The 26,992-nt window shown below is 71.4% G+C and carries 28 protein-coding genes; 9 read left to right on the top strand and 19 right to left on the bottom strand.

Features of this window, described 5'->3' with window-relative positions:
• Positions 1-20 precede the first annotated feature (20 nt).
• The 6 genes from trpC to hisI form a co-directional block, all read right to left on the bottom strand.
• Positions 21-830: an indole-3-glycerol phosphate synthase TrpC gene (gene trpC, locus FDO69_RS09925; RefSeq protein WP_104779391.1), complete on the bottom strand. Its 810-nt coding sequence runs from the start codon at positions 828-830 to the stop codon at positions 21-23.
• Positions 831-1,017: 187 nt separating this feature from the next.
• On the bottom strand, positions 1,018-1,452 hold the full coding sequence (locus tag FDO69_RS09920) for a DUF2752 domain-containing protein (RefSeq protein ID WP_104779390.1): 435 nt from the start codon (positions 1,450-1,452) through the stop codon (positions 1,018-1,020).
• Positions 1,453-1,534: 82 nt separating this feature from the next.
• Positions 1,535-1,786, bottom strand: a complete 252-nt coding sequence (locus FDO69_RS09915) for an HGxxPAAW family protein (RefSeq protein WP_104779389.1) — start codon at positions 1,784-1,786, stop codon at positions 1,535-1,537.
• A gap of 119 nt (positions 1,787-1,905) precedes the next feature.
• Positions 1,906-2,547 (bottom strand): TIGR02234 family membrane protein, encoded by a 642-nt coding sequence (locus tag FDO69_RS09910; protein WP_104779388.1) that lies wholly within the window; start codon positions 2,545-2,547, stop codon positions 1,906-1,908.
• A 41-nt stretch (positions 2,548-2,588) separates the two neighbouring features.
• On the bottom strand, positions 2,589-4,070 hold the full coding sequence (locus tag FDO69_RS09905) for an anthranilate synthase component I (RefSeq protein ID WP_104779387.1): 1,482 nt from the start codon (positions 4,068-4,070) through the stop codon (positions 2,589-2,591).
• 11 nt (positions 4,071-4,081) lie between these two features.
• Positions 4,082-4,468, bottom strand: a complete 387-nt coding sequence (gene hisI / locus FDO69_RS09900) for a phosphoribosyl-AMP cyclohydrolase (protein WP_104779666.1) — start codon at positions 4,466-4,468, stop codon at positions 4,082-4,084.
• Between the two features lie 122 nt (positions 4,469-4,590).
• On the opposite strand from hisI, the gene FDO69_RS09895 reads away from it, so the two are divergent.
• Positions 4,591-5,226 carry a TIGR03085 family metal-binding protein gene (locus tag FDO69_RS09895; protein ID WP_104779386.1) on the top strand — a complete coding sequence of 212 codons (636 nt, stop codon included), beginning with the start codon at positions 4,591-4,593 and terminating at the stop codon, positions 5,224-5,226.
• 237 nt (positions 5,227-5,463) lie between these two features.
• Here the strand turns inward: FDO69_RS09895 and hisF are convergent, their stop codons facing one another.
• From hisF to hisD, 8 genes are read right to left on the bottom strand one after another with little or no spacing between them, the layout of a single operon-like run.
• A complete protein-coding gene (hisF, locus tag FDO69_RS09890) occupies positions 5,464-6,219 on the bottom strand; it encodes an imidazole glycerol phosphate synthase subunit HisF (protein WP_104779385.1) in 756 nt (251 codons plus the stop codon).
• A gap of 13 nt (positions 6,220-6,232) precedes the next feature.
• Positions 6,233-6,634, bottom strand: a complete 402-nt coding sequence (locus FDO69_RS09885; protein WP_104779384.1) for a RidA family protein — start codon at positions 6,632-6,634, stop codon at positions 6,233-6,235.
• Positions 6,631-7,356 (bottom strand): bifunctional 1-(5-phosphoribosyl)-5-((5-phosphoribosylamino)methylideneamino)imidazole-4-carboxamide isomerase/phosphoribosylanthranilate isomerase PriA, encoded by a 726-nt coding sequence (priA, locus tag FDO69_RS09880; protein ID WP_104779383.1) that lies wholly within the window; start codon positions 7,354-7,356, stop codon positions 6,631-6,633. Before priA ends, FDO69_RS09885 begins: the two co-directional genes overlap by 4 nt.
• On the bottom strand, positions 7,353-7,994 hold the full coding sequence (gene hisH, locus FDO69_RS09875; RefSeq protein WP_420878500.1) for an imidazole glycerol phosphate synthase subunit HisH: 642 nt from the start codon (positions 7,992-7,994) through the stop codon (positions 7,353-7,355). The genes priA and hisH overlap by 4 nt, the downstream gene beginning before the upstream one ends.
• Positions 7,995-8,002: 8 nt before the next feature.
• A complete protein-coding gene (locus FDO69_RS41110; protein WP_003989585.1) occupies positions 8,003-8,167 on the bottom strand; it encodes a hypothetical protein in 165 nt (54 codons plus the stop codon).
• Positions 8,164-8,757, bottom strand: a complete 594-nt coding sequence (gene hisB / locus FDO69_RS09870; RefSeq protein ID WP_053671868.1) for an imidazoleglycerol-phosphate dehydratase HisB — start codon at positions 8,755-8,757, stop codon at positions 8,164-8,166. The genes FDO69_RS41110 and hisB overlap by 4 nt, the downstream gene beginning before the upstream one ends.
• The gene (locus FDO69_RS09865; RefSeq protein ID WP_104779381.1) at positions 8,754-9,866 is read right to left on the bottom strand and encodes a histidinol-phosphate transaminase; all 1,113 of its coding nucleotides are present in this window, start codon (positions 9,864-9,866) and stop codon (positions 8,754-8,756) included. Before FDO69_RS09865 ends, hisB begins: the two co-directional genes overlap by 4 nt.
• Positions 9,863-11,188: a histidinol dehydrogenase gene (gene hisD, locus FDO69_RS09860; protein WP_104779380.1), complete on the bottom strand. Its 1,326-nt coding sequence runs from the start codon at positions 11,186-11,188 to the stop codon at positions 9,863-9,865. The genes FDO69_RS09865 and hisD overlap by 4 nt, the downstream gene beginning before the upstream one ends.
• Positions 11,189-11,366: 178 nt before the next feature.
• Here hisD and FDO69_RS09855 point away from each other — a divergent pair, with 178 nt between their 5' ends.
• The 4 genes from FDO69_RS09855 to ybaK all read left to right on the top strand — a co-directional run bounded on the left by FDO69_RS09855 (position 11,367) and on the right by ybaK (position 15,366).
• Positions 11,367-12,944, top strand: a complete 1,578-nt coding sequence (locus FDO69_RS09855; protein ID WP_104779379.1) for an oxidoreductase — start codon at positions 11,367-11,369, stop codon at positions 12,942-12,944.
• 121 nt (positions 12,945-13,065) lie between these two features.
• Entirely contained in the window at positions 13,066-14,106 is a 1,041-nt protein-coding gene (locus tag FDO69_RS09850; RefSeq protein ID WP_104779378.1) for a hypothetical protein, read from the top strand.
• Positions 14,107-14,117: 11 nt separating this feature from the next.
• The gene (locus FDO69_RS09845) at positions 14,118-14,858 is read left to right on the top strand and encodes an LON peptidase substrate-binding domain-containing protein (protein WP_104779377.1); all 741 of its coding nucleotides are present in this window, start codon (positions 14,118-14,120) and stop codon (positions 14,856-14,858) included.
• Positions 14,859-14,868: 10 nt separating this feature from the next.
• Positions 14,869-15,366: a Cys-tRNA(Pro) deacylase gene (gene ybaK, locus FDO69_RS09840; protein WP_104779376.1), complete on the top strand. Its 498-nt coding sequence runs from the start codon at positions 14,869-14,871 to the stop codon at positions 15,364-15,366.
• 158 nt (positions 15,367-15,524) lie between these two features.
• Here the strand turns inward: ybaK and FDO69_RS09835 are convergent, their stop codons facing one another.
• The 4 genes from FDO69_RS09835 to FDO69_RS09820 form a co-directional block, all read right to left on the bottom strand.
• The gene (locus FDO69_RS09835) at positions 15,525-16,223 is read right to left on the bottom strand and encodes an AAA family ATPase (protein ID WP_104779375.1); all 699 of its coding nucleotides are present in this window, start codon (positions 16,221-16,223) and stop codon (positions 15,525-15,527) included.
• 56 nt (positions 16,224-16,279) lie between these two features.
• Positions 16,280-17,101, bottom strand: coding sequence for an ABC transporter permease (locus FDO69_RS09830; RefSeq protein WP_167526561.1), 822 nt, complete (start codon positions 17,099-17,101; stop codon positions 16,280-16,282).
• Between the two features lie 103 nt (positions 17,102-17,204).
• Positions 17,205-18,179, bottom strand: coding sequence for an ABC transporter ATP-binding protein (locus FDO69_RS09825; RefSeq protein WP_104779373.1), 975 nt, complete (start codon positions 18,177-18,179; stop codon positions 17,205-17,207).
• A gap of 123 nt (positions 18,180-18,302) precedes the next feature.
• Positions 18,303-19,514, bottom strand: coding sequence for an NYN domain-containing protein (locus FDO69_RS09820; protein ID WP_104779372.1), 1,212 nt, complete (start codon positions 19,512-19,514; stop codon positions 18,303-18,305).
• Between the two features lie 221 nt (positions 19,515-19,735).
• Between FDO69_RS09820 and FDO69_RS41105 the strand changes: the two genes are divergently transcribed.
• On the top strand, positions 19,736-19,900 hold the full coding sequence (locus tag FDO69_RS41105) for a hypothetical protein (RefSeq protein ID WP_167526560.1): 165 nt from the start codon (positions 19,736-19,738) through the stop codon (positions 19,898-19,900).
• A gap of 98 nt (positions 19,901-19,998) precedes the next feature.
• Here FDO69_RS41105 and dnaE read toward each other — a convergent pair whose 3' ends face one another.
• Positions 19,999-23,538 carry a DNA polymerase III subunit alpha gene (gene dnaE, locus FDO69_RS09815; protein WP_104779371.1) on the bottom strand — a complete coding sequence of 1,180 codons (3,540 nt, stop codon included), beginning with the start codon at positions 23,536-23,538 and terminating at the stop codon, positions 19,999-20,001.
• A 269-nt stretch (positions 23,539-23,807) separates the two neighbouring features.
• On the opposite strand from dnaE, the gene FDO69_RS09810 reads away from it, so the two are divergent.
• The 3 genes from FDO69_RS09810 to FDO69_RS09800 all read left to right on the top strand — a co-directional run bounded on the left by FDO69_RS09810 (position 23,808) and on the right by FDO69_RS09800 (position 26,922).
• Positions 23,808-25,157: a DUF2252 domain-containing protein gene (locus tag FDO69_RS09810; RefSeq protein WP_104779370.1), complete on the top strand. Its 1,350-nt coding sequence runs from the start codon at positions 23,808-23,810 to the stop codon at positions 25,155-25,157.
• A 68-nt stretch (positions 25,158-25,225) separates the two neighbouring features.
• Positions 25,226-25,921: a hypothetical protein gene (locus FDO69_RS09805; protein ID WP_104779369.1), complete on the top strand. Its 696-nt coding sequence runs from the start codon at positions 25,226-25,228 to the stop codon at positions 25,919-25,921.
• Positions 25,922-26,112: 191 nt separating this feature from the next.
• Positions 26,113-26,922, top strand: a complete 810-nt coding sequence (locus FDO69_RS09800; RefSeq protein WP_104779665.1) for a thioredoxin domain-containing protein — start codon at positions 26,113-26,115, stop codon at positions 26,920-26,922.
• Positions 26,923-26,992 lie beyond the last annotated feature (70 nt).

Below are 26,992 nucleotides of genomic sequence, written 5' to 3'. Positions count from 1 at the left end.
CGGGGCAACTTTAGCGGTGATCAGCTCCGGCCGTGCCGGAGTGCGGGATGTTCGCCGGCCGCGACGAGGTCCGAGACGGCCGTCCTGGGGTCCTTGCCGGTGACCAGGGACTCGCCGACCAGCACCGCGTCGGCGCCGGCGTTGGCGTAGGCGATGAGGTCGTGCGGGCCGCGGACGCCGGACTCGGCGATCTTGATGATGTGGTCGGGGATCTCCGGTGCCACCCGCTCGAAGGTGCCGCGGTCGACCTCGAGGGTCTTGAGGTTGCGCGCGTTGACGCCGATCACACGGGCGCCGGCGTCGACCGCGCGCTCGACCTCGTCCTCGTCGTGCACCTCGACGAGCGGCGTGAGCCCGATGGACTCGGCGCGCTCGATGAGGGACTCCAGGGCGGGCTGGTCGAGGGCGGCGACGATCAGCAGCACGACGTCGGCGCCGTAGGCACGGGCCTCCCACAGCTGGTACGACGTGACGATGAAGTCCTTGCGGAGGACCGGGATGTCCACCCGGGCGCGGACCGCCTCCAGGTCGGCGAGCGAGCCGCCGAAGCGGCGCTCCTCGGTGAGGACGGAGATGACGGCCGCTCCGCCCGCCTCGTAGTCCGCGGCGAGACCGGCCGGGTCGGCGATCGCGGCCAGCGCGCCCTTGGACGGGCTGGAGCGCTTGACCTCGCAGATGACCTTGACACCGTCGCCGCGCAGTGCGGCCACGCCGTCCTTGGCCGCGGGAGCCTTCGCCGCGCGCTCCTTGAGCTCGTCGAGGCTGACGCGCGCCTGCCGCTCCGCGAGGTCGGCACGGACTCCGTCGATGATCTCGTCGAGCACACTCACGCGAGCGGCCCCCTTCCAGACTCTTGACAGTTCCAGCGACCGATCGGAAAAGCGATGGTCACTGCGATGGTATCCGCAGCGGGGCGTAGGCCTCGCATCCGGTTGACGCCGGCCCCTCCCCCACCCTCGAACCAGCTTCGCACGGCTCGGGCGGGAGGTGCCCCCGTACTGGACGTCCGTCCGTTGATCAAGGATGGAGCCGGCCGCCGAAGGGCAGGTTCCGGACGACGGAGAAGATCACCAGCAACGCCCCGAGGCTCCACACCAGCCCCGGGCGGGGGTCGATCCGCAGCGGGCGCCCGCGGGCCGCGTGGACCACCCATACGGTCCACAGCACGGCGAAGCCCAGATAGCCGAGGGTCGCGAGCGCGTTGGCGTGCAGCGCCGTGAGGACGTCCCCGTGGACGAAGGCGTGCGCGCTGCGCAAGCCGCCGCAGCCGGGGCAGTAGAGGCCGGTGTAGCGCAGCAGCGGGCAGACGGGGTATTGGCCGGGCTCGTTGGGGTCCACGGCGCCCACGTAGGCGAAGGCGGCGGCGACGGCCGCGAGCACCCCGGCGGGGACGGCCAGACGGCTCGGGACGCTCGGCGTCACCCTTCGGCTCTCGGCGTTCACGGTATGCATTGTGCCCCGCACGCGCGTGAGGGGCGGTCCCGGCACCCGAGTGCCGGCCGCCCCTCACACGACCAGGGTGTTCCGCAGGGGGTCAGCCCTCGGCGCTCGCCGGCTCGCGGTCGCCCGTCATCCGGTGCGGCTGGTGCAGGTCCTTGGGCTGGCCCAGGCCCATCATCCGCATGATGCCGCCGACGACACCGCCGAGCAGCACGACCACCATGCCCGCCCAGAAGCCCACCGGCTGGTCCAACACCATGAACGCGCCCGAGACGCAGAAACCGATGAAGGCGATCGTGACACCGGTCCAGGCGGCCGGGGTGTGACCGTGGCTGCTGCCCGCCATTGCTTGCTCCTCGTTGCTGTGTGCGTGTCTGAGCAGGACGCTCGGGCCCATTGTCCCGCACGCGCGCGTGCCGGGTGAGCGGGGGTACTCCCCCGGTCGCCGCGGTCGCCCGTGTGGGCTCAGGCCCCGGTCGGGTCCTCGCCGCGGTCGAGTGCCTTCCACAGGTCCTCGGGCCGGTCGGGGTCGACGGCGGGGGCCTTGCGCCGTGGCTGGGGCGTGCCGGACCGCTCGTAGCGGCCGGACATGCCGGGCCACAGCCGGCCGTACCGCAGGGCGAGCAGCCCGGCCAGGAGGATCAGCACGCCGCCGGCGACCGCGACGTACGGCCAGGCGGTGTGGCCGAGGGCGTCGACGGAGGCCGAGGTGTCGCCGGAGGCCTGCGCGGCCTGCTCGTCGAGCGCGGCGCTGTCGGAGGCGCCGAGCAGGGCCGCGGCGGCGATGCCGACGCCGGAGAGCGCCAGCAGCGCGGCGACGACCAGGCGACCGGCGCGACGGACCGCGAACACGGCGACGAGCGCGGCGAGGCCCACTATGGCGAGCGCCGCGGGAACGCCCGTGACGTCGCTGCCCTTGGCGGTCAGGGGGAAGGCGCCGCCGGCCACCGTCGCGGTGCCCTGCGACCACTCCTGCCGGGTGGCGAGCAGCGCCACGGCAGCGCCGAGCGCGCCGCTCAGCAGCGCGACGGCGAGGCTCAGGCGGCCGGCCCGGGCGGATCCGGGGGCTTCGGAACGGGGGTGAGGTACAGCAGTCACGTACCCCACTATCGCCTGAACCCCGGGCGAAGCGTCACCCGGGGTTCATCTCAGGCCTTTCCGAGCCGGTTCGCCGTGTGGACGGCGCGCAGGACCGCGGCCGCCTTGTTGCGGCACTCGGTGTCCTCGGCGACCGGGTCGGAGTCGGCGACGATGCCCGCGCCGGCCTGGACGTAGGCGGTGCCGTCGCGCAGGAGGGCCGTGCGGATGGCGATGGCGGTGTCGGAGTCGCCGGCGAAGTCGAGGTAGCCGACGCAGCCGCCGTAGAGGCCGCGGCGGGACGGTTCGAGTTCGTCGATGATCTGCATGGCGCGAGGCTTGGGGGCGCCGGAGAGGGTGCCGGCCGGGAAGCAGGCGGTGAGGACGTCGAAGGCGGTGCGGCCCGGGGCGACGCGGCCCGTCACGGTCGAGACGATGTGCATGACGTGCGAGTACCGCTCGACGGACATGAAGTCGACGACCTCCACCGAGCCGGGCTCGCAGACCCGCCCCAGGTCGTTGCGCCCCAGGTCCACGAGCATGAGGTGCTCGGCGCGCTCCTTGGGGTCGGCGAGCAGCTCGTCGGCGAGGGCCTGGTCCTCCTGGGGGGTGGCGCCGCGCCAGCGGGTGCCGGCGATGGGGTGCACCATGGCCCGGCCGTCCTCGACCTTGACCAGGGCCTCGGGGGACGAGCCGACGACGTCGAACCCGTCGAAACGGAACAGGTACATGTACGGGGACGGGTTGGTGGCCCGCAGGACCCGGTAGACGTCCAGCGCGCTCGCGGTGCACGGCGTCTCGAAGCGCTGGGAGGGGACCACCTGGAAGGCCTCACCGGCCCGGATGCGCTCCTTGATGTCCTCGACGGCCACCTGGAAGTCGGGGCCGCCCCACAGCGCGGTGTACTCGGGGAGCTCGGAGGGCGGGAGGACGGCCGGGGGCTGGGCGACCGCGCGGGAGAGGTCGGCCTCCATCGCGTCGAGGCGGGCGACGGCGTCGGCGTGGGCCTCGTCGACGCCGGTCTCCAGGTCGTTGTGGTTGATCGCGTTGGCGATCAGCAGGACCGAGCCCTCCCAGTGGTCCATCACGGCCAGGTCGCTGGTGAGGAGCATGGTCAGCTCGGGCAGCTTGAGGTCGTCGCGCTCGCCGGGGCCGATCTTCTCCAGGCGGCGGACGATGTCGTAACCGAGGTAGCCGACCATGCCGCCGGTGAAGGGCGGCATGCCCTCCTGGTGGGGCGTGTGCAGGGTTTCGACGGTGGCGCGCAGGGCGGCGAGGGGGTCACCGTCGGTGGGGACGCCGACGGGCGGGGCGCCGAGCCAGTGGGCCTGTCCGTCCCGTGCGGTCAGCGTCGCGGCGGAGCGCACGCCGACGAAGGAGTACCGGGACCACGAGCGGCCGTTCTCGGCGGATTCCAGCAGGAAGGTGCCGGGCCGCTCGGCGGCGAGCTTGCGGTAGAGCGCGACCGGGGTGTCGCCGTCGGCGAGGAGCTTGCGGGTGACGGGGATGACCCGCCGGTCGGTGGCGAGCTTGCGGAACGTCTCGAGGTCCATGGCCGCTGACCTTACTGATCCCGGGCGGGGCGGTCGGTGCCGCCGTCCTTGAGGAGCACGTCCTCGTCGAAACAGGTGCGGGCTCCCGTGTGGCAGGCGGCGCCGACCTGGTCGACCTTGACGAGCACGGTGTCCGCGTCGCAGTCCAGGGCGACGGACTTCACCCACTGGAAGTGGCCGGAGGTGTCGCCCTTGACCCAGTACTCCCGGCGGCTGCGCGACCAGTACGTGCACCGGCCGGTGGTCAGGGTGCGGTGCAGCGCCTCGTCGTCCATCCAGCCGAGCATCAGCACCTCTCCGGTGTCGTACTGCTGGGCGATGGCGGGCAGGAGACCGTCGGGGCTGCGCTTGAGGCGCGCGGCGATCTCCGGGTCGAGAGGGCTGGGCGTGCTGGTCATGGTGACCATTGTGCCGCGCGCCACCGGCCGGACCGGCCCGGTGTCCACTGTGCGGACCGGTGCTGCGGCCGGGAACGGCACGTCTGCTGGGCCGAGCGGGAGGGCGGCCGTAGGCTGGCCGCATGTCGACCCATGCCAAGCGTGAACGACTTCTCCTCGCCGACCTGTTGGAGACCGCGGGCCCGGACGCGCCCACCCTGTGCGAGGGCTGGAGGACCCGGGACCTCGCCGCACACGTGGTGGTGCGCGAGCGCCGCCCGGACGCCGCCGGCGGGATGCTGATCAAGCAGCTCGCGCCGCGCCTGGACAAGGTGATGGCGGAGTACACCGACAAGCCGTACGAGGAGCTGATCCAGCTGATCCGTACGGGCCCCCCGCGGTTCTCGCCCTTCTCCCTCAAGCCGGTCGACGAGGCGTCGAACATCATCGAGTTCTACGTCCACACCGAGGACGTCCGGCGCGCCCAGCCCGACTGGTCGCCGCGCGATCTCGACCCGGTCTTCCAGGACGCCCTGTGGTCCCGTCTGGAGCGCACCGCCCGCCTGATGGGCCGCGGCGTCCCGACGGGCCTGGTCCTGCGCCGCCCCGACGGGCAGACGGCGGTCGCCCACCGCGGCACCCCGGTGGTCACGGTGACCGGCGAGCCGTCCGAGCTGGTGCTGTTCTCCTACGGCCGACAGAGCGCGGCCAAGGTCGATCTGGACGGCGACGAGAACGCGATCGCGAAACTCAACGAGACGAAACAGCTCGGGATCTGAGCAGCTTGAGGTCTCGGCGGCTCGGGACCCGAGCAGCTCAAGGTCTGGGCGGCTCGGGACCCGAGCAGCTCAAGGTCTCGGCAGCTCGGGACCCGAGCAGCTCAAGGTCTCGGCAGCTCGGGACCCGAGCAGCTTGAGGTCTCGGCAGCTTGAGGTTGGGCGGCCCGGAATCCGAGCGGGCATGCCGGAGCCCCGGTCGCAGGGTGCGGCCGGGGCTCTCGGCGGTCAGGGGCGGCGTCAGCGCACCGGGTGGCCCGCCTCCCGCAGCGTCTCCTTGACCTGGCCGATGCGCAGGTCCCCGAAGTGGAACACCGAGGCCGCCAGCACCGCGTCCGCGCCGGCCTCGACGGCCGGTGGGAAGTCGCCCAGCCGGCCCGCGCCGCCCGAGGCGATGACGGGGACCGTGACGTGCTTGCGGACGGCCCGGATCATCTCCAGGTCGTAGCCGTCCTTGGTGCCGTCCGCGTCCATCGAGTTGAGCAGGATCTCGCCCGCGCCCAGTTCCGCTGCCTGGTGGGCCCATTCGACGGCGTCGATGCCGGCGGAGCGGCGGCCACCGTGGGTGGTCACCTCGAAGGAGCCCGAGTCGGTGCGGCGGGCGTCCACCGACAGGACCAGGACCTGACGGCCGAAGCGCTCGGCGATCTCGCGGATGAGCTCCGGACGGGCGATGGCGGCGGTGTTGACGCCGACCTTGTCCGCTCCCGCCCGCAGCAGCTTGTCCACGTCCTCGGCGGTGCGGACGCCGCCGCCGACCGTGAGCGGGATGAACACCTGCTCGGCCGTGCGGCGCACCACGTCGTAGGTGGTCTCGCGGTTGCCCGACGAGGCGGTGATGTCCAGGAACGTCAGCTCGTCGGCGCCCTCGGCGTCGTACACCTTGGCCATCTCGACGGGGTCGCCCGCATCGCGGAGGTTCTGGAAGTTGACGCCCTTGACGACCCGGCCGTTGTCCACGTCCAGGCAGGGGATGACTCGGACCGCCAGGGTCATGAATCGTGCTCCTCTAGAGTTCTTCGGAGGGTGTCCCTCGGAATGCTTCCACTTCCACCGACACCAGGACCCGGGAGTCTATGAAGCCCTGCACGATCAGCAGGGTCGTGACCGGGCGTACGGCGTCGAACATCTCCTTGTGGGCCCGGCCCACCGCGTCGACGTCCCGGGCGTGTGCCAGGCACACACGGGTGCGGATCACGGACTCGGGCGCGAGCCCGAACTCGGCGATCGCCTCCAGGGCGGTGGTGAAGGCCACCTTGGCCTGCTCGTACGGGTCGCCCTCGCCGTAGAGCACATCGCCCTTGAACGCGGTCGTGCCCGCGACCAGCACCCGGTCGCCCGCCGCGACGGCGCGTGCAAAACCGAAGGACTCTTCCCAGGGACTTCCGCTCTGCACACGTCGCACGGTCATGACGACACAGCCTCCAAGGCCTCTTCAAGGGTGAACGCCTTCGCGTACAGCGCCTTCCCGACGATGGCCCCCTCGACACCGAGCGGGACGAGGTCGGCGATGGCCCTCAGGTCGTCGAGCGAGGAAACCCCGCCGGACGCCACGACCGGGCGGTCGGTGGCGGCGCACACGTTGCGCAGCAGTTCCAGGTTGGGGCCCTGGAGCGTGCCGTCCTTGGCGATGTCGGTGACGACGTACCGGGCGCAGCCCTCCTTGTCGAGGCGCTCCAGCGTCTCGTAGAGGTCGCCGCCGTCGCGGGTCCAGCCGCGGCCGCGCAGGGTCGTGCCGCGGACGTCGAGACCTACGGCGATCTTGTCGCCGTGCTGGGCGATGACCTTGGCGACCCACTCCGGCGTCTCCAGGGCGGCCGTGCCCAGGTTGACGCGCCTGCAGCCGGTGGCGAGGGCGGCGGCGAGGGTGTCGTCGTCGCGGATGCCGCCGGACAGTTCCACCTTGATGTCCATGGCCCCGGCGACCTCGGCGATCAGCTCACGGTTGTCGCCGGTGCCGAACGCGGCGTCCAGGTCGACCAGGTGCAGCCACTCGGCGCCGGAGCGCTGCCAGGCGAGGGCGGCCTCCAGCGGGGAGCCGTAGGAGGTCTCGGAGCCGGACTCGCCGTGCACCAGGCGGACGGCCTGGCCGTCCCGGACGTCCACGGCGGGGAGGAGTTCGAGCTTGCTCACAGTGTTCCGATCCAGTTGGTGAGGAGCTGGGCTCCGGCGTCGCCGGACTTCTCGGGGTGGAACTGCGTGGCCCACAGGGCGCCGTTCTCGACGGCGGCGACGAACGGCTTGCCGTGGGTGGACCAGGTGACCTTGGGGGCCGTCATCGCCGGGTTGTGCGTCTCCAGCGACCAGTCGTGGACGGCGTAGGAGTGCACGAAGTAGAAGCGGGCGTCCGGGTCGAGGTCGGCGAACAGCTGCGAGCCGGGGGCCGCCTCGACGGTGTTCCAGCCCATGTGGGGCACGATCTCGGCCTGGAGCGGCTCGACGGAGCCGGGCCACTCGTCGAGGCCCTCGCTCTCCACGCCGTGCTCGATGCCGCGCGCGAAGAGGATCTGCATGCCGACGCAGATGCCCATGACCGGGCGGCCGCCGGACAGCCGGCGGTCGACGATCCAGTCGCCGCGGGCCTCGCGCAGGCCCGTCATGCAGGAGGCGAAGGCACCGACGCCGGGCACCAGCAGGCCGTCGGCGTTCAGGGCCTTGTCGTACTCACGCGTGATCTCCACGTCGGCACCCGCGCGGGCGAGGGCGCGCTCGGCGGAGCGGACGTTGCCGAAGCCGTAGTCGAAGACGACGACCTTCTTCCGCGACTTCAGGGGGCTGCTCAATTCCACACCTCCAGCCTCACCACACCGGCCGCCAGGCACATCGCGGCGCCGATGGACAGCAGCACGATCAGGCCCTTGGGCATCTTCTGCTTGACGAAGGAGTAGATCCCGCCGACGAGGAACAGGCCGACGACGATCAGCAGGGTCGAGGTGCCGTTCACAGGGCGCCCTTCGTGGAGGGGAGGATGCCGGCCGCGCGCGGGTCGCGTTCGGAGGCGTACCGCAGGGCCCGGGCGAGCGCCTTGAACTGGCACTCCACGATGTGGTGCGCGTTGCGCCCGTAGGGCACGTGCACGTGCAGCGCGATCTGGGCCTGGGCCACGAAGGACTCCAGGATGTGCCGGGTCATGGTGGTGTCGTACTCGCCGATCATCGGCGCCATCTTCTCGGGCTCGGTGTGCACGAGGTAGGGGCGGCCGGACAGGTCGACGGTGACCTGGGCGAGGGACTCGTCCAGCGGGACCGTGCAGTTGCCGAAGCGGTAGATGCCCACCTTGTCGCCGAGGGCCTGCTTGAAGGCGGCGCCGAGGGCGAGGGCGGTGTCCTCGATGGTGTGGTGCGAGTCGATGTGCAGATCGCCCTCGGTCTTCACGGTGAGGTCGAACAGACCGTGCCGGCCGAGCTGGTCGAGCATGTGGTCGTAGAAGCCGACGCCGGTCTTGATGTCGGTCTTCCCGGTGCCGTCGAGGTCGATCTCGACGAGGACCGAGGTCTCCTTGGTCACCCGCTCTATGCGGCCTACGCGGCTCATGTGCTCTGCTCCTTCTTCAACTCACGTACCGCGTCGAGGAACGCGTCGTTCTCTTCGGGGGTTCCGGCGGTGACCCGGAGCCAGCCGGGCACGCCGTTGTCCCGGACCAGGACGCCCCGGTCGAGGATCTTCCGCCAGGTCTCGTGGGAGTCCTCGAAGCGGCCGAACTGCACGAAGTTCGCGTCCGACGCGGTCACCTCGTAGCCGAGGGCGAGCAGTTCGGTGACCAGGCGGTCCCGTTCGGCCTTGAGCTGCTCGACATAGCCCAGCAGGGTGCCGGTGTGTTCCAGGGCGGCCAGGGCGGTCGCCTGGGTGACGGCCGACAGGTGGTAGGGCAGCCGGACCAGCTGGACGGCGTCGACGACGGCCGGGTGCGCGGCGAGGTAGCCCAGGCGCAGGCCCGCCGCGCCGAACGCCTTCGACATCGTGCGGGAGACGACGAGGTTCGGGCGGCCCTGAAGCAGGGGCAGCAGCGAGTCGCCGTGGCTGAACTCGATGTACGCCTCGTCGACGACGACCATCGACGGCTTCGCCGCCTGCGCGGCCTCGTACAGCGCGAGGACCGTCTCGGGCGGGACGGCCGTGCCGGTGGGGTTGTTGGGGGTGGTGATGAAGACGACGTCCGGCTGGTTCTCGGCGATGGCCTTCTCGGCGGCGGCGAGGTCGATCGTGAAGTCCTCGTTGCGGGGGCCGGAGATCCAGCCCGTGCCGGTGCCGCGCGAGATGAGGGCGTGCATCGAGTACGACGGTTCGAAGCCGATGGCGGTGCGGCCCGGTCCGCCGAAGGTCTGCAGCAGCTGCTGGAGGACCTCGTTGGAGCCGTTGGCCGCCCAGACGTTGGCCACGCCGACCTCGTGGCCGGAGGTGTCGGTGAGGTACTCGGCGAGCCGTGTGCGCAGCTCGACCGCGTCCCGGTCGGGGTAGCGGTTGAGGGTGCGGGCGGCCTCACGGACCCGCTCGGCGATCCGCTCGACCAGCGGCTCGGGCAGCGGGTAGGGGTTCTCGTTGGTGTTCAGCCGTACGGGGACGTCCAGCTGGGGCGCGCCGTAGGGGGACTTGCCGCGCAGCTCGTCCCGTACGGGGAGATCGTCGATGCGTACGTCGCTCACTTGCCCTGGGGAACCTTCCAGTCGAACCTCGCCTTGATCGCCGCGCCGTGCGCGGGCAGGTCCTCCGCCTCCGCCAGCGTCACCACGTGGTGCGCGACCTCGGCCAGCGCGTCCTGCGTGTAGTCGACGATGTGGATGCCGCGCAGGAAGGACTGGACGGACAGGCCCGAGGAGTGGCAGGCGCAGCCGCCGGTGGGCAGGACGTGGTTGGAGCCCGCCGCGTAGTCGCCGAGGGAGACCGGGGCCCAGGGGCCGATGAAGATCGCACCGGCGTTGCGGACGCGGTCGGCCACGGCGGCGGCGTCGGCGGTCTGGATCTCCAGGTGCTCGGCGCCGTACGCGTCGACCACCTTGAGGCCTTCGTCGACGCCGTCGACCAGGACGATCGCGGACTGCCTGCCCGACAGGGCCGGGACGATCCGGTCGTCGACGTGCTTGGTGGCGGCGACCTGCGGCTCCAGTTCCTTCTCGACCGCGTCGGCGAGGTCGACCGAGTCGGTGACCAGGACGGCGGCGGCCAGCGGGTCGTGCTCGGCCTGGCTGATCAGGTCGGAGGCGACGTGCACCGGGTCGGCCGTGTCGTCGGCGAGGACCGCGATCTCGGTCGGGCCGGCCTCGGCGTCGATGCCGATCCGGCCGGTGAAGTAGCGCTTGGCGGCGGCGACCCAGATGTTGCCGGGGCCGGTGACCATGGTGGCGGGCGCGCAGGACTCGGTGCCGTAGGCGAACATGGCGACGGCGGTCGCGCCACCGGCCGCGTACACCTCGTCGACGCCGAGCAGCGCGCAGGCGGCGAGGATCGTGGGGTGCGGCAGGCCGCCGAAGTCGGCCTGGGCGGGCGAGGCGAGCGCGACGGACCCGACGCCGGCCTCCTGCGCGGGCACCACGTTCATGATCACGGAGGACGGGTACACGGACCGGCCGCCGGGCGCGTAGAGCCCCACGCGGTCCACCGGCACCCACTTCTCGGTCACGGTGCCGCCGGGCACCACCTGGGTGGTGTGCGTCTGGCGGCGCTGCTCGCGGTGGACGATCCGGGCGCGGCGGATGGACTCCTCCAGGGCCGCGCGCACGGCCGGGTCGAGCTCCTCCAGCGCACGGGTGAGCGCGGCGGCCGGCACGCGCACCTGGTCGAGCCTGACCCCGTCGAACCGCTCGGCGGCGTCGATCAGCGCCGCATCGCCCCGATGATGCACGTCCTCGCAGATCGGACGCACCTTCTCCAGGGCGGCCGCTACGTCGAAGTCGGCTCGGGGCAGCAGGTCACGCAGGGCGGGGCCCTCGACGAGGGCGTCGCCGCGCAGATCGATTCGGGAGATCACGTGCTCAATTCTCTCAGACCTGGGTGAGGCGTCGTTCGCGCGTATCAATGGCTGATACAGAACGCCGCAGGAAGACGGAGGATCACCCTTACGTGGTGTGTTCGGAGGGTCACGCAGCGGGCATGAACAGGTGTACGAAGAAGTGACCCGCGAGTACCCGGGGAGGGAGGGAAGCGCTGTGACCGAGGGGGCAGGCGTGCGTGCCGGGGAGCTGCCCGAGGACCTGACCGCGGCCGAGGCCGGCATGTGGCAGGCCTTCCGCAACGGCACCGTGTACGACCTGAGCAGCGGCGACGCCGTGGTGGACGATCCGCACGGCGGCCACCCCTGGGGCGCGGAGCGGACCGTGCGGGCCCGGATCGTGTGCTGGCTGCTGCTCGACGGCCCGCCCGCCCTGGCCGGCCGCGTGTCGTCGCTGAAGCTGATGGGCGTGCAGATCAGCGGCTCCCTGGACCTCGCGGGTGGCACGGTGGTGCCGTACGTGGAGATGCGCCGGTGCCGTTTCGAGCAGGACGTGCTGCTGCCGGAGGCCCGCTTCACGACCCTGCGGATGGTGGACTGCTCGGTGCCCCGGCTGGAGGCGGCCCGGGTGCACACCGAGGGCGATCTGCATCTGCCGCGCTGCCGCTTCCACCACGGCATCCGGCTCACGGACGCGCAGATCGGGACGGACCTGATGCTCAACCAGGCGATCGTGCACCGGGACCACAGCGGCCGGTCGATCGCCGCGGACGGCATGACCGTCGGCCAGGACTTACAGGCCGAGCTGCTGGCGTCGCACGGCGAGCTCAGCCTGCGCGCCGCCACCGTCGGTGTCTCCCTGAGCCTGCGCGGGGCGCGCCTGTCCAACCCCTACGAGCGGCTCGCGCTGAACGCCCCGCAGCTGACCGTCGAGCGCAGCCTCTATCTGACGCCGGCGGGGGTCGGCGCCCAGGCGATGAGCGGAATGACCCCGGCGCAGGGGGTACGGATCCAGCGCTTCGCCTGCGAGGGCGGCATCCGACTGGACGACGGCCGGTTCGGCGACGCCGTCGACTTCGAGCGGGCCCGGTTCACCCTCACGGACGACCAGGAATTGTCGCTGCGCCGGGTGCAGACGCCGGAGCTGCGCTTCCTCGGGGAGCAGCCGGTGCGCGGGCGGGTGGTGCTGTCCGGGGCGAAGGTCGTCAACCTGATGGACCGGGCGGACGCCTGGCCGGGCCCCGGGCGGCTGCACATGGGCGGCTTCGCCTACGAGAATTTGGTGCCGCGCGGGCCGTTCCCCCTGGCCGAGCGGCTGGACTGGGTGGCCGCGGCGACCGCCGAGTACAACCCGGAGCCGTACGAGCGCCTCGCGTCCGTGCTGCGGGCCGGCGGGGAGGACGAGGACGCCCGTGAGGTACTGCTCGCCAAGCAGCGCCGGCACCGGGAGAGCCTGCCGATGGCGGCCAAGCTGTGGGGCTACGCGCAGGACTGGACGGTCGCCTACGGATACCGGCCGGGCCGGGCCGCGGTGTGGATGGCGGTGCTGTGGGCGGCGGGCTCCTTCGCCTTCGCGCAGGCCGGCCATCCGCCGATGAAGCGGGGCGAGCATCCGGAGTGGAACCCCACGCTCTTCACCCTCGATCTGCTGCTGCCGGTCATCGACCTGGGCCAGGTGGGCTTCTGGCAGCTGCGGGGGGCCTGGCAGTGGCTGGCGACGGCGATGATCCTGCTGGGCTGGATCCTGGCGACGACGGTGGCGGCGGGGGCGACGCGGCTGCTGCGGCGCAACTGATGGTGCTGGTGTGACCACAGTTATTGAACTGTCCCGGTTTTACGCTCTCTTGACCATCAGATGTACAACTTTCCGTAGGTTCCATGAAGTCTCTGGCGCCGTCATGACCAGCCGACTTTCAATGGTCGGCACCATGGCAATGCAGCTGCCGTTCATCCGCGCGAGCCGGATGGCAAGGACCTCCCCCCACCTCGTCGGCGAGCCGTGCGCCGACGACGAGGTGCTGCTCGACGCGCCCGACGCCCGGCTGAGTCCGGCGCTGGTCGCCGCCGCCCGGGGCGAGCACGGGCCGGCCGCGACCCTGCTCTTCGCCACCCGCACGTCCGCCGAGTGGGAGCGGCGCGACCGGTACGTGACCCGGCTGGCCGCGTTCGCCCACTCGCGGCCGGAGTGGCTGGACGCCTGGCTCGCCATCGCCCCGCAGGATCCCGACGCACTGCTGGTCGGGGCCCAGCTGGCGGTGGACCGGGCCTGGCGGTCACCGGCCCGGGCCGAGCTGCTGCGCGAGGTGAGCCCGCTGATCACGGCGGCCGCCCGGGGCGACCAGCGGGACCCCGTGCCCTGGCGGCTCGCACTCGACCACGCCCGGGGCGCACAGGCCGGGCACACGTACTTCGAGGAGCTGTGGGCGGCGGCCGTACGCCGTGCCCCGCACCACTACGGCTGCCATGTGGCGGCCCTGCGCTACCTGGCCACCTACTGGCACGGCTCGCACCACGAGTGCTTCGACTTCGCCGACCGGGCCGCCCAGGACGCGCCCGCCGACACGCTCGTCCAGGCCCTGCCGCTGCGGGCGGCCTTCGGCTACCTCACCGACCGGTGCGGGCCCGAGGTGCCGCGCGAGCGACTGGACGGGGCGGCCGACCGGGCGATCGCGCTGTCCCCGCTGCTGCCTGCGGCCGACCCCTGGCCGGCCCGCATGCGGAATCTGCTGATCTTCGTCCTGGCGGGCCTGGAGCGCTGGCCCGACGCCGCCGAGCAGCTGCGCCTGAACGGCCCGTACGCCACCTCCTTCCCGTGGGACCAGGTGTCGGACGACCCGCTCGGTCACTTCCTGCGGTTGCGCGAGGACATCCTGGCCGGGGCGGCAGGGGCGGCCGGAAGCCGGTCCGGGCATCCACGGAGTGAACGGGGCGGACGCGTCCGTCCCGGCGACCATTAGGCTTTTGCGTCGTGACCACCGTCCGGCTCCCCCTCTTCCCCCTGAACTCGGTGCTGTTCCCGGGGCTCGTGCTCCCGCTCAACGTCTTCGAGGAGCGGTATCGCGCCATGATGCGCGAGCTGCTGAAGACGCCTGAGGACGAGCCGCGCCGGTTCGCCGTCGTGGCGATCCGCGACGGCCACGAGGTGGCCCCGAGCGCCCCCGGCATGCCCGATCCGACGGCCGTGCCCGAGCTGGGACCGACGGCCGGTTTCGGCACGGACCCGGTGAAGGCGTTCCACAAGGTGGGCTGTATCGCGGACGCGGCCACGATCCGGGAGCGCACCGACGGTTCCTTCGAGGTGCTGGCGACCGGCACGACCCGGGTGAAGCTGCTGTCGGTCGAGGCGTCCGGGCCCTTCCTGACGGCCGAGCTGGAGCCGCTGGAAGAGGAACCGGGCGACGAGGCCGCGCCCCTGGCGGAGGGGGTGCTGCGGTCCTTCCGCCAGTACCAGAAGCGGCTGGCCGGGGCGCGGGAGAGGTCCCTGGCGACGGGGGCCGAACTGCCGGACGAGCCGGGCGTGGTGTCGTACCTCGTGGCGGCCGCCATGATGCTGGACACCCCGACCAAACAGCGCCTGCTCCAGTCCCCGGACACCGCGTCCCGCCTGCGCGACGAGCTGAAACTCCTTCGCTCCGAGACGGCGATCATCCGTAATCTGCCGTCGTTGCCGGCGTCGGAGCTGACGCGCGGCCCGATGAGCCTCAACTGAGCGGATCGGCATGGCGAAGAAGTCGAAGAAGCAGCAGCCGGGCGGCACTCCGGCGACGGTGGCCCTCACGGCGGCGGGAGCGGCCTACACGGTCCACTCCTACGACCACGACCCCGCGCACCCCTCCTACGGCGAGGAGGCGGCCGAGGCCATGGGCGTCTCCCCCGACCGCGTCTTCAAGACCCTGGTCGCGGACGTGGACGGCACCCTGACGGTCGCGGTGGTCCCGGTGGCGGGTCAACTGGACCTGAAGGCCCTGGCAGCGGCCGTGGGCGGCAAGCGCGCGGCGATGGCCGACCCGGCGCTGGCGGAGCGCACGACGGGCTACGTCCGCGGCGGCATCTCCCCGCTGGGCCAGCGCAAGAAGCTGCCGACGGTCCTCGACGCCTCGGCGTCGGCACACGCGACGATCTGCGTGTCGGCGGGCAGGAGGGGCCTGGAGGTCGAACTCACCCCGGAGGACCTGCAGAAGCTGACCGAGGCGGTTCTGGCCCCTATCGGCCGGTAGCGGCGGGCGGTGGCGGCGTCCATCGGCGCTCGGGGGCGTCCCGACGACCGCCGCCGACAGGCCCCCGGCACCCACTAGCCGCAGCGGCGGCCGGCCCCGGTGCCTGTCGGCTGCCTCTATCGGTCGGTTGGCTGGGTGTACCGGTCGGTTGGCTGCGACTATCGCTCGTTGCCGGTCGGCGGTTCCGGATACGGCCCGGACGGGAACTCCGGCTCCGGGTCGCGGGGCCCGAACAGCGCCATGAGCCCGAGGTGGAGCACCAGTGCGGCCAGCGGCCAGGCCAGCAACGCGCCCTTCGCACCCAGCTTCAGCGGCGCGTCGAAGGTCACGCCCCGCCCGACTTCCCGCGCGTGCGCGATCACGTCCTCGGCGGGACCGAGCCACACGCCGAGCCGCCAGGCAAGCAGCGATCCGAGCAGCCCTCCCAGGGCCAGCCCCACCACCAGCGGCACGCCCCCGCGCCGCCGCAGCAGGAAGACGACCACCGCGCTGACCGCCCCGAATACCAGCCCGAGCAGCGTGAACGTGCCGTCGACGCCGATCGCCTGCTCCCCCTCGGTGTCCTTGAGGAAGACGACCCAGTTCTTCTCCACCACGTCGCCGACCAGCGGCACGTGCGGCGCGAGCCACCACCACAGCGCTCCGAGCAGCACCCCGCCGAGCGCCACGGCCAGGGCGATCACCGCGGACTCCCGCAGTTCCGTCTTCATCCCGGGGCCGTCCTGTCCGTACCAGCCGGGGCCGGCGTACTCGGCGTGCTGGGATCCGGGCGCCACGGGACCGGCGTCCGGCGGCTGCCACGAACCCTGTGCGGAGTGTCCATGCGGCGGCGGGGGCGGAGTCAGTGGTGCGGTCACCCTGCCATCGTGCCAGGCCCGCCTGTGTGCCGCGTCACCGGACGACCGCTGCGCGCTCAACGGACGGCCGCCCGGCGGTACGCCCAGGTCGCCACGGCCAGCGAGACGACGCCCACGGCCCCGCACACCGCGAGGTCCCCGAGCACGAAGGCCCAGTCGGGATGCGGCCCGAACGTGCGCGCGAAGGCCTCCACGCCGTACGTCGACGGCAGCAGGTCCCGCGCGAAGCGCACGACCTCCGGCATCCGGTCCGCCGGCAGCACACCCAGCAGCAGCGCCGCCGACATGCCCAGCTGCCCGAGCAGCGTGGCCAGTTCCGGCCGGGGCGCGAGCAGCCCCAGCGCCGCGCCGAGGCCGGCGAGAGCGGCGCCCGCGAGCGGGATCACGGCCATGAGGACCCACAGATGGGCCATCGGCAGCCCGAACAGCACACAGCCGAACAGCGCGGTCACGACGGTCCCGGGCACGGTGAACGACGCGTACGCGCCGGCCGCGCCCAGCACCACCGCCGCCGGCGGCACGGGCAGCGTCGCGTAGTGGTCGAGACCGCCACTGGCCCGCAGCTGCCCGAAGTACTGCGCGAGCAGGTTCAGCGCGACGAAGGCGACCACCAGGACCGACGCCCCCGCGACGACGGCCTGTGCCTCCGCCCCGTCGTCCACGACCCCGCGCATCAGGATCATGATCCCGACCGACTGGAAGGTCGCCACGAACAGCAGCGGGATCCGTGCCACCCTCGCCCTGGACAGCTGGGCCCGGTACACGGCAGCCAGCGACGGCCACAGCCGCGCCCGGGGCCCGAGCTCGGCCGCGCCCGCGGCGGGCCTCTCAGCGGCCAGGGCACTGCCCGGCAGGACATCGGCGGGTACGACACTCACGTCGCGCTGCTCCCCTTCGCTCGGGTCCACTGCTGCAGTCGCCTGTTCGGTACGGATCCGGCGGCCGGTGTGCTCACGGCCCGCGCGTCCGGCACCCTGGTACTCACACCTTCACCAGCCCTTGCTGCACGGCACCGCCGAGGGCGAGGTACACGTCCTCCAGGCTCGGCGTGGCCAGGGTGAAGTCGTCCAGAGCGGCGAAGGCGGCCCCGCCGGTGACGGTCGCGACGACCGCCCGGGCCTCCTCGGGCCCGAGCCGGAGCGTCCAGCGGCGGCCCGACTCCACGACACGGTCCTTCAGCGCGGCCACCTCGGGTACGTGCAGCGGAGCCGCGTCCCGCCACACCAGGTCGACGCGCACCTCTCCGGCGACCTGCTCCTTGAGCCCGGCGGGCGTGTCGCAGGCGATCACCCGCCCCCGGTCGAGGACGGCCACCCGGTCCAGCACCGTCTCCGCCTCGATGACGTTGTGCGTCACGAGCAGCACGGTCGTCCCGCGCTCGGCCCTGCGCCGGTCGACGGCGGACCACACGGCCCGCCGCGCCACCGGGTCCATGCCGGTGGTCGGCTCGTCGAGCACCAGCAGCGGCCGCTCCCCCACCAGGGCCGCCGCGAAGCACGCCAGACGTCGCTGGCCCCCGGAGAGCTTCTTCAGCGGCCGCCCGGCGAGCGGCGCGAGGCCCAGCTCGTCCAGGACGGCGTCCCGCTCGGCCCGCGCCTGCCGCACGTCCAGGCCGCGCAGCCGCCCGGTGGTCTCGGCGGCGAGCGACACGGTCAGCTCGTCGAGGGCGGTCGACTCCTGCCCGAGGTAGGCGAGGATCCGCGCCGCCCGCTCGGGGTGGCGCACGATGTCGTGGCCGAGGATCTCCACACTGCCGCGGTCGGGTCGCATCAGCCCGGTCAGCTGGCGCACGAGGGTGGACTTGCCGGCGCCGTTCGGACCGAGCAGACCGAAGATCTCGCCGCGGCGGATGTCCAGCGTCACGTCGTCCGTGGCCCGGACCTCGGGCGCCGCGGGAGTGCCGCGCCGGCCCCGGACCGCCGGATAGGTCTTGGTCAGCCCGCGCACCGCGCACACGACGTCACCATCGTGCCGAAATGCCTGTGCCGCGCGCTTACTCACAAGGGACGAGACTACGGGGTCGGCGACCCCGGTCCGCTCTCGGGTCGGTCCATACCGGGAAATCCGTCGGCAAAGAACTCAGGCCTCGACGGGCGGGTGCTCCACGCCCGTGCGCACGCTGATCTCCCGCCAGAAACCGGCCCGGATGGCGTACCGGTCCCGCTCGTCGATCTGGTCGTCCTTGTGGGCGAGCAGGCCGAAGCGGGCCGCGTAGCGCAGCAGCTCCCCGTCGACGCGGTGCGGGATGCGCGGGTACATCCCGGACAGTTTCGGCAGGTGGGTCTGGTCGCCGAGGCGCTCCACCCAGCGCCGGGCGAAGACCTGCCCCACCTCGAAGGGGTCACCGCCGACGGTGGTGATGTCCTCCTCGCGGTCGGCCCAGCGCTGCTCGGCCGTGGTCAGCTGGGCGAGCGTCGGCATCGAGGCGGCCTCGGGGGGCTCGGCCGTGGGCCGGTCGACCCAGCCCTTGTCGGAGGACCACCGGAGGGTGGCGGAGGTGGGGTGCTGGGCGGGCTGGGCGCCGGGGGCGCGCAGGGCGGCCAGGTCTTTGGGCGTGGGAACGCCTTTGGGGGCGGGCGGCCGCTCCTCGGTGCCGTTCTGCCCGGCGCCGGCCTCCTGGTGCCGGGGCTGTGGGGCGGACCGGTCGGTCGCGGCGCCGAGCGCGGATTCGGGCAGCGGCGCGGAGAGGATGGCGGCGATCTCGGGCCGGGGCGCGGGCTGCGGCGCGCACACCCCGGTGAAGTCCTTGGCACGGACGGCCTTGGTGATCCACGTACGGTCCAGGACGCGCCGCTCGTCGGCCTCGGCGACGAGGTCCTCGGACTGGTTGTAGTCGCCGTCGGCGGCCTGGACGGCCCACAGGTGGACGGCGACGCCGTGCTCCTTGGCGGCCATCATGCCGGGCAGCAGATCGCCGTCGCCGGTGACGAGGACGACGTCGGAGCAGGCGCGGTTGCGCGCCAGCTCGGTGAGCTCGGCGTGCATCGCCGCGTCCACGCCCTTCTGCGCCCAGCGGCCGTCGCTGCGGGTCAGGGCGCCGAGCCGGACGGTGACCCGGGGCATCACGCGCAGCCTGCGGTGCTCGGGCTGCGGGACACGGTCGGGGGCGCCGTCGAACCAGTAGATCCGCAGCAGCGGCTGCTGGGTGTCGGACTCGGCGCGCTCACGCAGCCCCTGGATGAGGGCAGTGTGGTCGACGGTGATGCGGGACCGCGAGGGCTCCCCGGCGAGGAGACTCGCCGCGGCTCCCAGCAGATATCCAGCGTCCACCAGGACGATGCAGCGGTCCACGCGACTCACCCTCTTCCCAGGAGGTTTGCTTCGGGCTCGCTTCGAGTCTGCCCGACGGCGCGGAGGTTAACGGCCGGAACTCGATCTTCGGCGTGGCGTTTCGGGCGCTCCCGCTCCGACCACCCCTGTCACGCACGGTAATTGTCCGACATGCGATCGTTGTCGGCCTGTGTGAATCTGGTCCCGGCCCTGGCCCCTAGTCCCCCACAGGAGGCATCACCATGGCCAAGAACAAGAACCGTGACCGTAAGCAGCAGCGTCCCACCGAGCGTGGCCAGCGGGCCGACCGCAGCCCCGCCTCGCAGACGGAGCCCCAGCCCGAGGTCGAGGCGACGCCCGGCGAGATGGCGTCGGCCAAGCGAAAGCGCAGCTTCGGCCACAACTGACGTCTGCGTGACGGGCTGTTGAGCCCACGCACCACGCACACGCACGAGGGGCGTACCCGATGCCGGGTACGCCCCTCGAACGCGTCAAGATCCCTGCCTCACCCGGCCAGGCAGGACGGTCCGAGCAGCACCTTCAGGTCGCCGAAGAGCGCCGGATCCGGCTTCACCCGGTGCCGGTCCAGCCGCAGCACGGTCGTCTTGGTCGGCCCCTGGAGCTTGATCCGGACCTCGCTGTCGCCCTTGTGGTGGCTGAGGACCTCGCCGAGGCGGCTGACCAGCGGTGGGGTGACCCGGGTGGCCGGGATGGTGAGGACCACGGGTGCGTTGGTGCCCGCGTTCGACAGGTCCGGGATCATCAGCTCCATCGCGACCAGCCGGGGGATGTCCTCGCGCTTGTCGAGGCGGCCCTTGACGAACACCACGGCGTCCTCGACGAGTTGCGTCGAGACGAGCTGGTAGGTCGCGGGGAAGAACATGCACTCGATCGAACCGGCGAGGTCCTCGACGGTGGCGATGGCCCAGGCGTTGCCCTGCTTGGTCATCTTGCGCTGCAGGCCGGAGATGATGCCGCCGATGGTGACCACGGAGCCGTCGGAATAGTCACCGCCGGTCAACTGGGAGATGCCCGCGTCCGCCTTGTCGGACAGGATGTGCTCCAGCCCGAACAGCGGGTGGTCGGAGACGTACAGACCGAGCATCTCCCGTTCCTGGGCGAGCAGATAGGTCTTGTCCCACTCGTCGGGCGAGAACTCCACGTCGAGCCCGAAGCCCGGCTCGCTGGTCTCGGCCTCGCCCATGCCGCCGAAGAGGTCGAACTGTCCCTCGGCCTCCTTGCGCTTGACCGCGACCACGTTGTCGATCATCGGCTCGTAGTGCGCGGTGAGGCCCTTGCGGGTGTGGCCCATGGCGTCGAAGGCACCGGCCTTGATCAGCGATTCGGTGGTGCGCTTGTTGCAGACCACCGCCTCCACCTTGTCGAGGTAGTCCGGGAAGGAGACGTACTTCCCCTTGGACGTGCGGCACCTGATGATCGACTCGACCACGTTCGTGCCGACGTTGCGGACGGCGGAGAGGCCGAAGAGGATCACGTCGTCGCCCTGGGCCGCGAAGTTGGACATCGACTCGTTGACGTCCGGCGGGAGGACCTTGATGCCCATGCGCCGGCACTCGTTGAGGTAGACGGCCGACTTGTCCTTGTCGTCCTTCACGGACGTGAGCAGCGCGGCCATGTACTCGGCGGGGTGGTTCGCCTTGAGGTACGCCGTCCAGTAGGAGACGAGCCCGTACGCGGCGGAGTGCGCCTTGTTGAACGCGTAGCCGGCGAAGGGGACCAGCACGTCCCACAGGGCCTGGATGGCCTCGTCGCTGAAGCCCTTCTTGCGGGCGCCCGCCTGGAAGAGGACGAAGTTCTTCGCCAGTTCCTCGGGCTTCTTCTTGCCCATCACGCGGCGCAGGATGTCGGCCTCGCCGAGCGAGTAGCCGGCGATGATCTGGGCGGCCTTCTGCACCTGCTCCTGGTAGACGATCAGGCCGTGGGTGACGTCCAGGACCTCCCTGAGCGGCTCCTCCAGCTCGGGGTGGATGGGCGTGATGTCCTGCTGGCCGTTCTTGCGCAGCGCGTAGTTCGTGTGGGAGTTCATGCCCATGGGGCCCGGGCGGTACAGGGCCGACACGGCGGAGATGTCTTCGAAGTTGTCCGGCTTCATCAGCCGGAGCAGGGAGCGCATGGGCCCGCCGTCGAACTGGAAGACGCCGAGGGTGTCGCCGCGCTGGAGCAGTTCGAAGGTCGTGGGGTCGTCGAGCGGGAGGCTCAGGAGGTCGATGTCGACCCCCTTGTTGGACTTCACCATCTTGACGGCGTCGTCCATGATCGTCAGGTTGCGCAGGCCCAGGAAGTCCATCTTCAGCAGGCCGAGCGACTCGCAGCTCGGGTAGTCCCACTGGGTGATGGTGACCTTGTCCGTGTGCCTGACCCAGACGGGCACGTGGTCGGTGATGGTCTCGCTGGACATGATCACGCCGGCGGCGTGCACGCCCATCTGCCGGACCAGGCCCTCGACGCCCTTGGCGGTGTCGATGACCTTCTTCACGTCCGGCTCGTTCTCGTACATCGCCCGGATCTCGCCCGCCTCCGAGTAGCGCGGGTGCTCGGGGTTGGTGATGCCGTCGAGGTTGATGCCCTTGCCGAGGACGTCGGCGGGCATGGCCTTGGTGAGGCGGTCGCCCATCGCGTACGGGTAGCCCAGCACGCGCGCGGAGTCCTTGATCGCGTTCTTGGCCTTGATGGTGCCGTACGTGCCGATCATGGCGACCTTGTCGGCGCCGTACTTCTCCGTCACGTACCGGATCACCTCGACGCGCCGGCGCTCGTCGAAGTCGATGTCGACATCGGGCATGGAGATGCGCTCGGGGTTGAGGAACCGCTCGAAGATCAGGCCGTGCGGGATGGGGTCGAGGTCGGTGATGCCGAGGGCGTAGGCGACGATCGAGCCGGCCGCGGAGCCTCGGCCGGGGCCGACCGCGATGCCCTGCTTCTTGGCCCACATGATGAAGTCGGCGACCACGAGGAAGTAGCCCGGGAAGCCCATCGAGATGATGGTGTCCATCTCGTACTCGACCTGCTTCATGCGGTCGTCCGGGATGCCGTCCGGGAAGCGGCGGTTCATGCCGCGCAGGGTCTCCTCGCGGAACCAGCTGACCTCGGTGTACCCCTCGGGGATGTCGAACTTGGGCATGAGGTCGCGCTTTTGGAACATGCCCGTGGTGTCGACCATCTCGGCGATGAGCCGGGTGTTGGCGCAGCCCTCCTGCCAGGCGTCCGAGGAGTCGATGGCGTACATCTCGTCCGTGGACTTCAGGTAGTAGCCGGTGCCGTCGAACCGGAAGCGGTCGGGGTCGGAGAGGTTCTTGCCGGTCTGGATGCACAGCAGCGCGTCGTGGGCGCTCGCCTCGTGCGCGTAGGTGTAGTGCGAGTCGTTGGTGACCAGCGGGGGGATGCCGAGCTTCTTGCCGATCTCCAGCAGGCCGTCGCGGACGCGGTGCTCGATCTCGATGCCGTGGTCCATCAGCTCCAGGAAGTAGCGGTCCTTGCCGAAGATGTCCTGGTAGTCGGCGGCGGCCTTCAGGGCCTCGTCGAAGTGGCCGAGGCGCAGCCGGGTCTGGACCTCGCCGGAGGGGCAGCCGGTGGAGGCGACGATGCCCTCGGACCACTGGGCGATGGTCTCCTTGTCCATCCGGGGCCACTTCTGCAGCCAGCCCTCGGCGTACGCGTCGGAGGACAGCCGGAAGAGGTTGTGCAGGCCGGTGCTGTTCACGGCCCACATCGTCTTGTGGGTGTAACCGCCGGAACCGGAGACGTCGTCCCGCTTCTGGTGCGGCTGGCCCCACTGGATCTTGCGCTTGTTGCGCCGGGACTCCGGGGCGACGTAGGCCTCGATCCCGATGATCGGGGTCACACCGGCCTTCTGGGCCGTGTGGAAGAAGTCGTAGGCGCCGTGGAGGTTGCCGTGGTCGGACATGGCGATGTGCGTCATGCCCATCTCGTTGCACGCGTTGAACATGTCCTTCAGCCGCGCGGCACCGTCCAGCAGCGAGTACTGGGTGTGGACGTGCAGGTGCGTGAACGGCGGCTTCGACACGGTTGCGGCCTCCAGGTGAGTGGGTGCGGCGCGAAGCGCCTCGTTGAGGGGTGGTGGTCGGGTGACGGGTGGGCGTCGGTCCAATGGGGTCCGGCAGGCTGCTGACAGTCTGGGGGACAGCGTCGAAGTCTATGCCTCGGCACTGACACCCGGAGGGCCGACCCGCGTACCTTCGTGCGAGGGTTCGCGGGCACTCCCGCGGGCCGCCGGACGTTAGGGAGAGGGCGGACCTGCCGCCCCGAAACGCATGCACCAGGAGGCACCCAGCGATGTCGTTCCCGCAGCTCAACGACGAGCACCGCGGCGAGGAGATCCTCGCCGTCTTCGACACCGCCTTCGGCGAGCTCCTGGCCGCCGACCCGGCCGCGTTCCGCGTGAAGTTCCGCAAGATGGCGGCCTCGGCCTTCGCCTTCTACCGGGGGACGGCGGGCCTCTTCTACCACGATCTCGACGAGGAGAACGCCGGGCGGGGTGGCGGGAGGAGGCTCGACGGACCGTACCTGGACGAGCGCACCTCGCGCGTGTGGATCCACGGCGATCTGCACGCGGAGAACTTCGGCACGTACATGGACGCCAACGGCCGCCTGATCTTCAACGTCAACGACTTCGACGAGGCCTACGTCGGCCCCTTCACCTGGGACCTCAAGCGCCTGGCGGCCTCCATCGCGCTGATCGGCTACGCGAAGGCGCTCGGCGACGAGCAGATCTCCGAGCTGGTGACGATCTACGCGGTCGCCTACCGCGAGCGGATCCACGCCCTGGCGACGGGCGCGAAGAGCGACGAGGTGCCGCCCTTCACTCTGGACACGGCGCAGGGCCCGCTGCTGGACGCGCTGCGTGACGCCCGCTCGCTGACCCGCTTCGGCCTGCTGGACTCGATGACGGAGATCCGCGACTTCGAACGCCGTTTCGCCGCGGGAGGCGGCTCCGTCGAGCTGGACGCGGCCACGCGCTACAAGGTGCTCGCCGCCTTCGACGGCTACCTGGAGACGCTGCCGGACAGCTCGCTGACGCGCCCTGACTCCTACCGCGTGAAGGACGTCGTCGGCCGGCGCGGCATCGGCATCGGCTCGGCGGGGCTGCCGTCGTACAACATCCTGCTGGAGGGGCACAGCGACGCCCTGGAGAACGACGTCGTCATCTACATCAAGCAGGCCCAGACCCCGGCGGTCTCCCGGCACATCACGGACCGGGCGATCCGCGACTACTTCCAGCACGAGGGACACCGCACGGTCATCTCGCAGCGCGCCCTGCAGGCGCACGCCGACCCGTGGCTGGGCTGGACCGAGCTGGACGGCGCGGGCCAGCTGGTCGCCGAGGTCTCGCCGTACGCGGTGGACCTCGACTGGGGCGACATCGACGACCCGGAGGAGATCGCCCAGGTGGTGGCCGACCTCGGCCGGGCCACGGCCACGATGCACGCGGCGGCGGACGACCAGTCCGGCGAGTCCCTGGTGCCGTTCTCCACGGAGCGGGCCATCGACGCGGCGATCGCGGCCGACGAGGAGGGCTTCGCGCCCCTGCTGGTCGACTTCGCACACAGCTACGGCGCCCGCGCGCGTGCCGACCACCAGACCTTCGTGGACCTGTTCCGCAACGGACGGATCCCGGGCCTGTGACGTAAGGCCTCTCACAGGCATCCTTTAGGGGTCCCTTACAGGCCCCCGTGACACACTCTCCTATCGCTATGGACATATCCGGGATCCAGCTCAGAGCCGTACGCGCGGCGCTGTTCACGGCCGTGGTCGTGACGCTCAGCACCGCGTCGCACGTCCTGCTGTCCCGGGCCCCGCTGCCGATGGGCACGGTGGCGGCGGTCACCACCGCCGTGTTCGTGATCGCGTTCGCCCTGGCGGGCCGCGAGCGCTCCTTCGGGAGGATCGCGGCCCTGCTGATCCCGCTGGAACTCGCCGCCGACACGGTGTTCACCACGGGCCAGCACGCCTGCTACGGCCGGGCGGGCGGTCCGGTCGCCGGCCCGCTGCGCTCGGTCGGCCTGGACGTGCTGTGCGGCGGCGGCGAGGTCGGCACGCCCCTGGCCCGGATGGCCGGAGCCACCGGCACGGAACGGCTCGCGACCGCGGTCGCCCATGCCGACCCGGCCACCGCCTGGCTGCTCCTGGGTGCGCACATCGGGGTCGGCCTCCTGGCCGCCGTGTGGCTGCGCCGCGGCGAGCGGGCCCTGGCCCAGCTGCTGCGGGCGGTGACGGCGACCACGTTCCGGCCGCTGCTGCTGGCGGTCGCCGCGGTCGCGGTGGAGCGGGCCCCGGCCGGGCGGCGCCTGCCGGCGCGTGCCGCCGACCGCACGCCCACCGCCCGCGACCGGATCCTCGCGTACTCCCTGGGACGGCGTGGACCGCCGTGCTCACCCGCCTTCGCCTAAGGCGTCCTCCGTCGCGTGAGGCACCCGCCTTCACGCACGGCACCCACCGTCGCCTGAGGCGTCCGCCTTCACGCACGGCACCCGCCGTCGCGTGAGGCACCTTCGCCCCCCGCGGCACTTTCGAGCACCAGCAGTCCCCCTTACGCATCGCGCACACACACGTGTGCGCGTCCCCTGTGGAGAACATCACCATGAGCAAGCGCAACAGCCAGACGGCGAAGACGGCGGCCCGTGAGCGGCTGCGCATCGAGCGCGAGCGCGAGGCCAAGCGGGCGAAGACGAAGCGGCAGGTCATCGTCGCCTGCTCCATCGTCGGTGTCCTGGCGATAGCCGGCGGCATCGGGTACGCGGTCGTCCAGGCCAACAAGCCCACCCACTGGGAGGCGGTGAAGGACGAGAAGGTCGTCACCCCCGCCAACACCACGGGCACCGACGGCACCACGGTCGTCATCGGCAAGGCCTCGGCCAAGAAGACGCTGAAGATCTACGAGGACCCGCGCTGCCCCGTCTGCGCCCAGTTCGAGCAGACCGTCGGTCCGACCGTGAAGAAGGACATCGACGACGGCAAGTTCAAGATGCAGTTCGTCGGCGCCACGTTCATCGACAACAAGGACAACGGCGAGGGCTCCAAGAACGCGCTGAGCGCCCTGGGCGCCGCGCTGAACGTGAGCGACAAGGCGTTCCTCGACTACAAGGCCGCGCTGTACTCGGCGAAGTACCACCCGGACGAGACGACCGACAAGTTCAAGGACGACAGCTACCTCGTCAAGGTCGCGGACACCGTCCCCGAGCTGAAGGGGAACAAGAAGTTCCAGGACGCGGTCGAGAAGGGCACCTACGACGCCTGGGCGATGGCCATGTCGAAGACCTTCGACGACAACAAGGAAGGCGTGCAGGGCACCCCGGGCTTCGTGATGGACGGCAAGCAGCTGAACGGCGGCAACCCGCTGATGACGGTGGACGACTTCAACAAGGTCGTGGGCGAGGCCCTCAAGAAGTGACGGCAGGTCAGGGACCGGTCACCACATGAAGAGCGGGCGAACTTCGGGAGTTCGCCCGCTCTGGTGCATA

This window comes from Streptomyces tibetensis (assembly GCF_007655005.1).
Taxonomy (GTDB): domain Bacteria; phylum Actinomycetota; class Actinomycetes; order Streptomycetales; family Streptomycetaceae; genus Streptomyces; species Streptomyces tibetensis.
Note: the sequence above shows the minus strand (reverse complement) of the source record. Positions and strands in the feature narration are given on the sequence as shown.

Excerpts from the sequence above, each read along its gene's own strand:
- FDO69_RS09850 (WP_104779378.1), top strand. The coding sequence starts at position 13,066 with ATGGTCGGCACCATGGCAATGCAGCTGCCGTTCATCCGCGCGAGCCGG.
- hisF (WP_104779385.1), bottom strand. The coding sequence starts at position 6,219 with ATGACCCTGGCGGTCCGAGTCATCCCCTGCCTGGACGTGGACAACGGC.
- FDO69_RS09810 (WP_104779370.1), top strand. The coding sequence starts at position 23,808 with ATGTCGTTCCCGCAGCTCAACGACGAGCACCGCGGCGAGGAGATCCTC.
- hisB (WP_053671868.1), bottom strand. The coding sequence starts at position 8,757 with ATGAGCCGCGTAGGCCGCATAGAGCGGGTGACCAAGGAGACCTCGGTC.
- FDO69_RS09905 (WP_104779387.1), bottom strand. The coding sequence starts at position 4,070 with ATGGACCTCGAGACGTTCCGCAAGCTCGCCACCGACCGGCGGGTCATC.
- FDO69_RS09885 (WP_104779384.1), bottom strand. The coding sequence starts at position 6,634 with ATGACCGTGCGACGTGTGCAGAGCGGAAGTCCCTGGGAAGAGTCCTTC.
- hisI (WP_104779666.1), bottom strand. The coding sequence starts at position 4,468 with ATGACCAGCACGCCCAGCCCTCTCGACCCGGAGATCGCCGCGCGCCTC.
- FDO69_RS41105 (WP_167526560.1), top strand. The coding sequence starts at position 19,736 with ATGGCCAAGAACAAGAACCGTGACCGTAAGCAGCAGCGTCCCACCGAG.
- FDO69_RS09920 (WP_104779390.1), bottom strand. The coding sequence starts at position 1,452 with ATGCATACCGTGAACGCCGAGAGCCGAAGGGTGACGCCGAGCGTCCCG.
- FDO69_RS09800 (WP_104779665.1), top strand. The coding sequence starts at position 26,113 with ATGAGCAAGCGCAACAGCCAGACGGCGAAGACGGCGGCCCGTGAGCGG.
- ybaK (WP_104779376.1), top strand. The coding sequence starts at position 14,869 with ATGGCGAAGAAGTCGAAGAAGCAGCAGCCGGGCGGCACTCCGGCGACG.
- FDO69_RS09915 (WP_104779389.1), bottom strand. The coding sequence starts at position 1,786 with ATGGCGGGCAGCAGCCACGGTCACACCCCGGCCGCCTGGACCGGTGTC.
- FDO69_RS09805 (WP_104779369.1), top strand. The coding sequence starts at position 25,226 with ATGGACATATCCGGGATCCAGCTCAGAGCCGTACGCGCGGCGCTGTTC.
- FDO69_RS09895 (WP_104779386.1), top strand. The coding sequence starts at position 4,591 with ATGTCGACCCATGCCAAGCGTGAACGACTTCTCCTCGCCGACCTGTTG.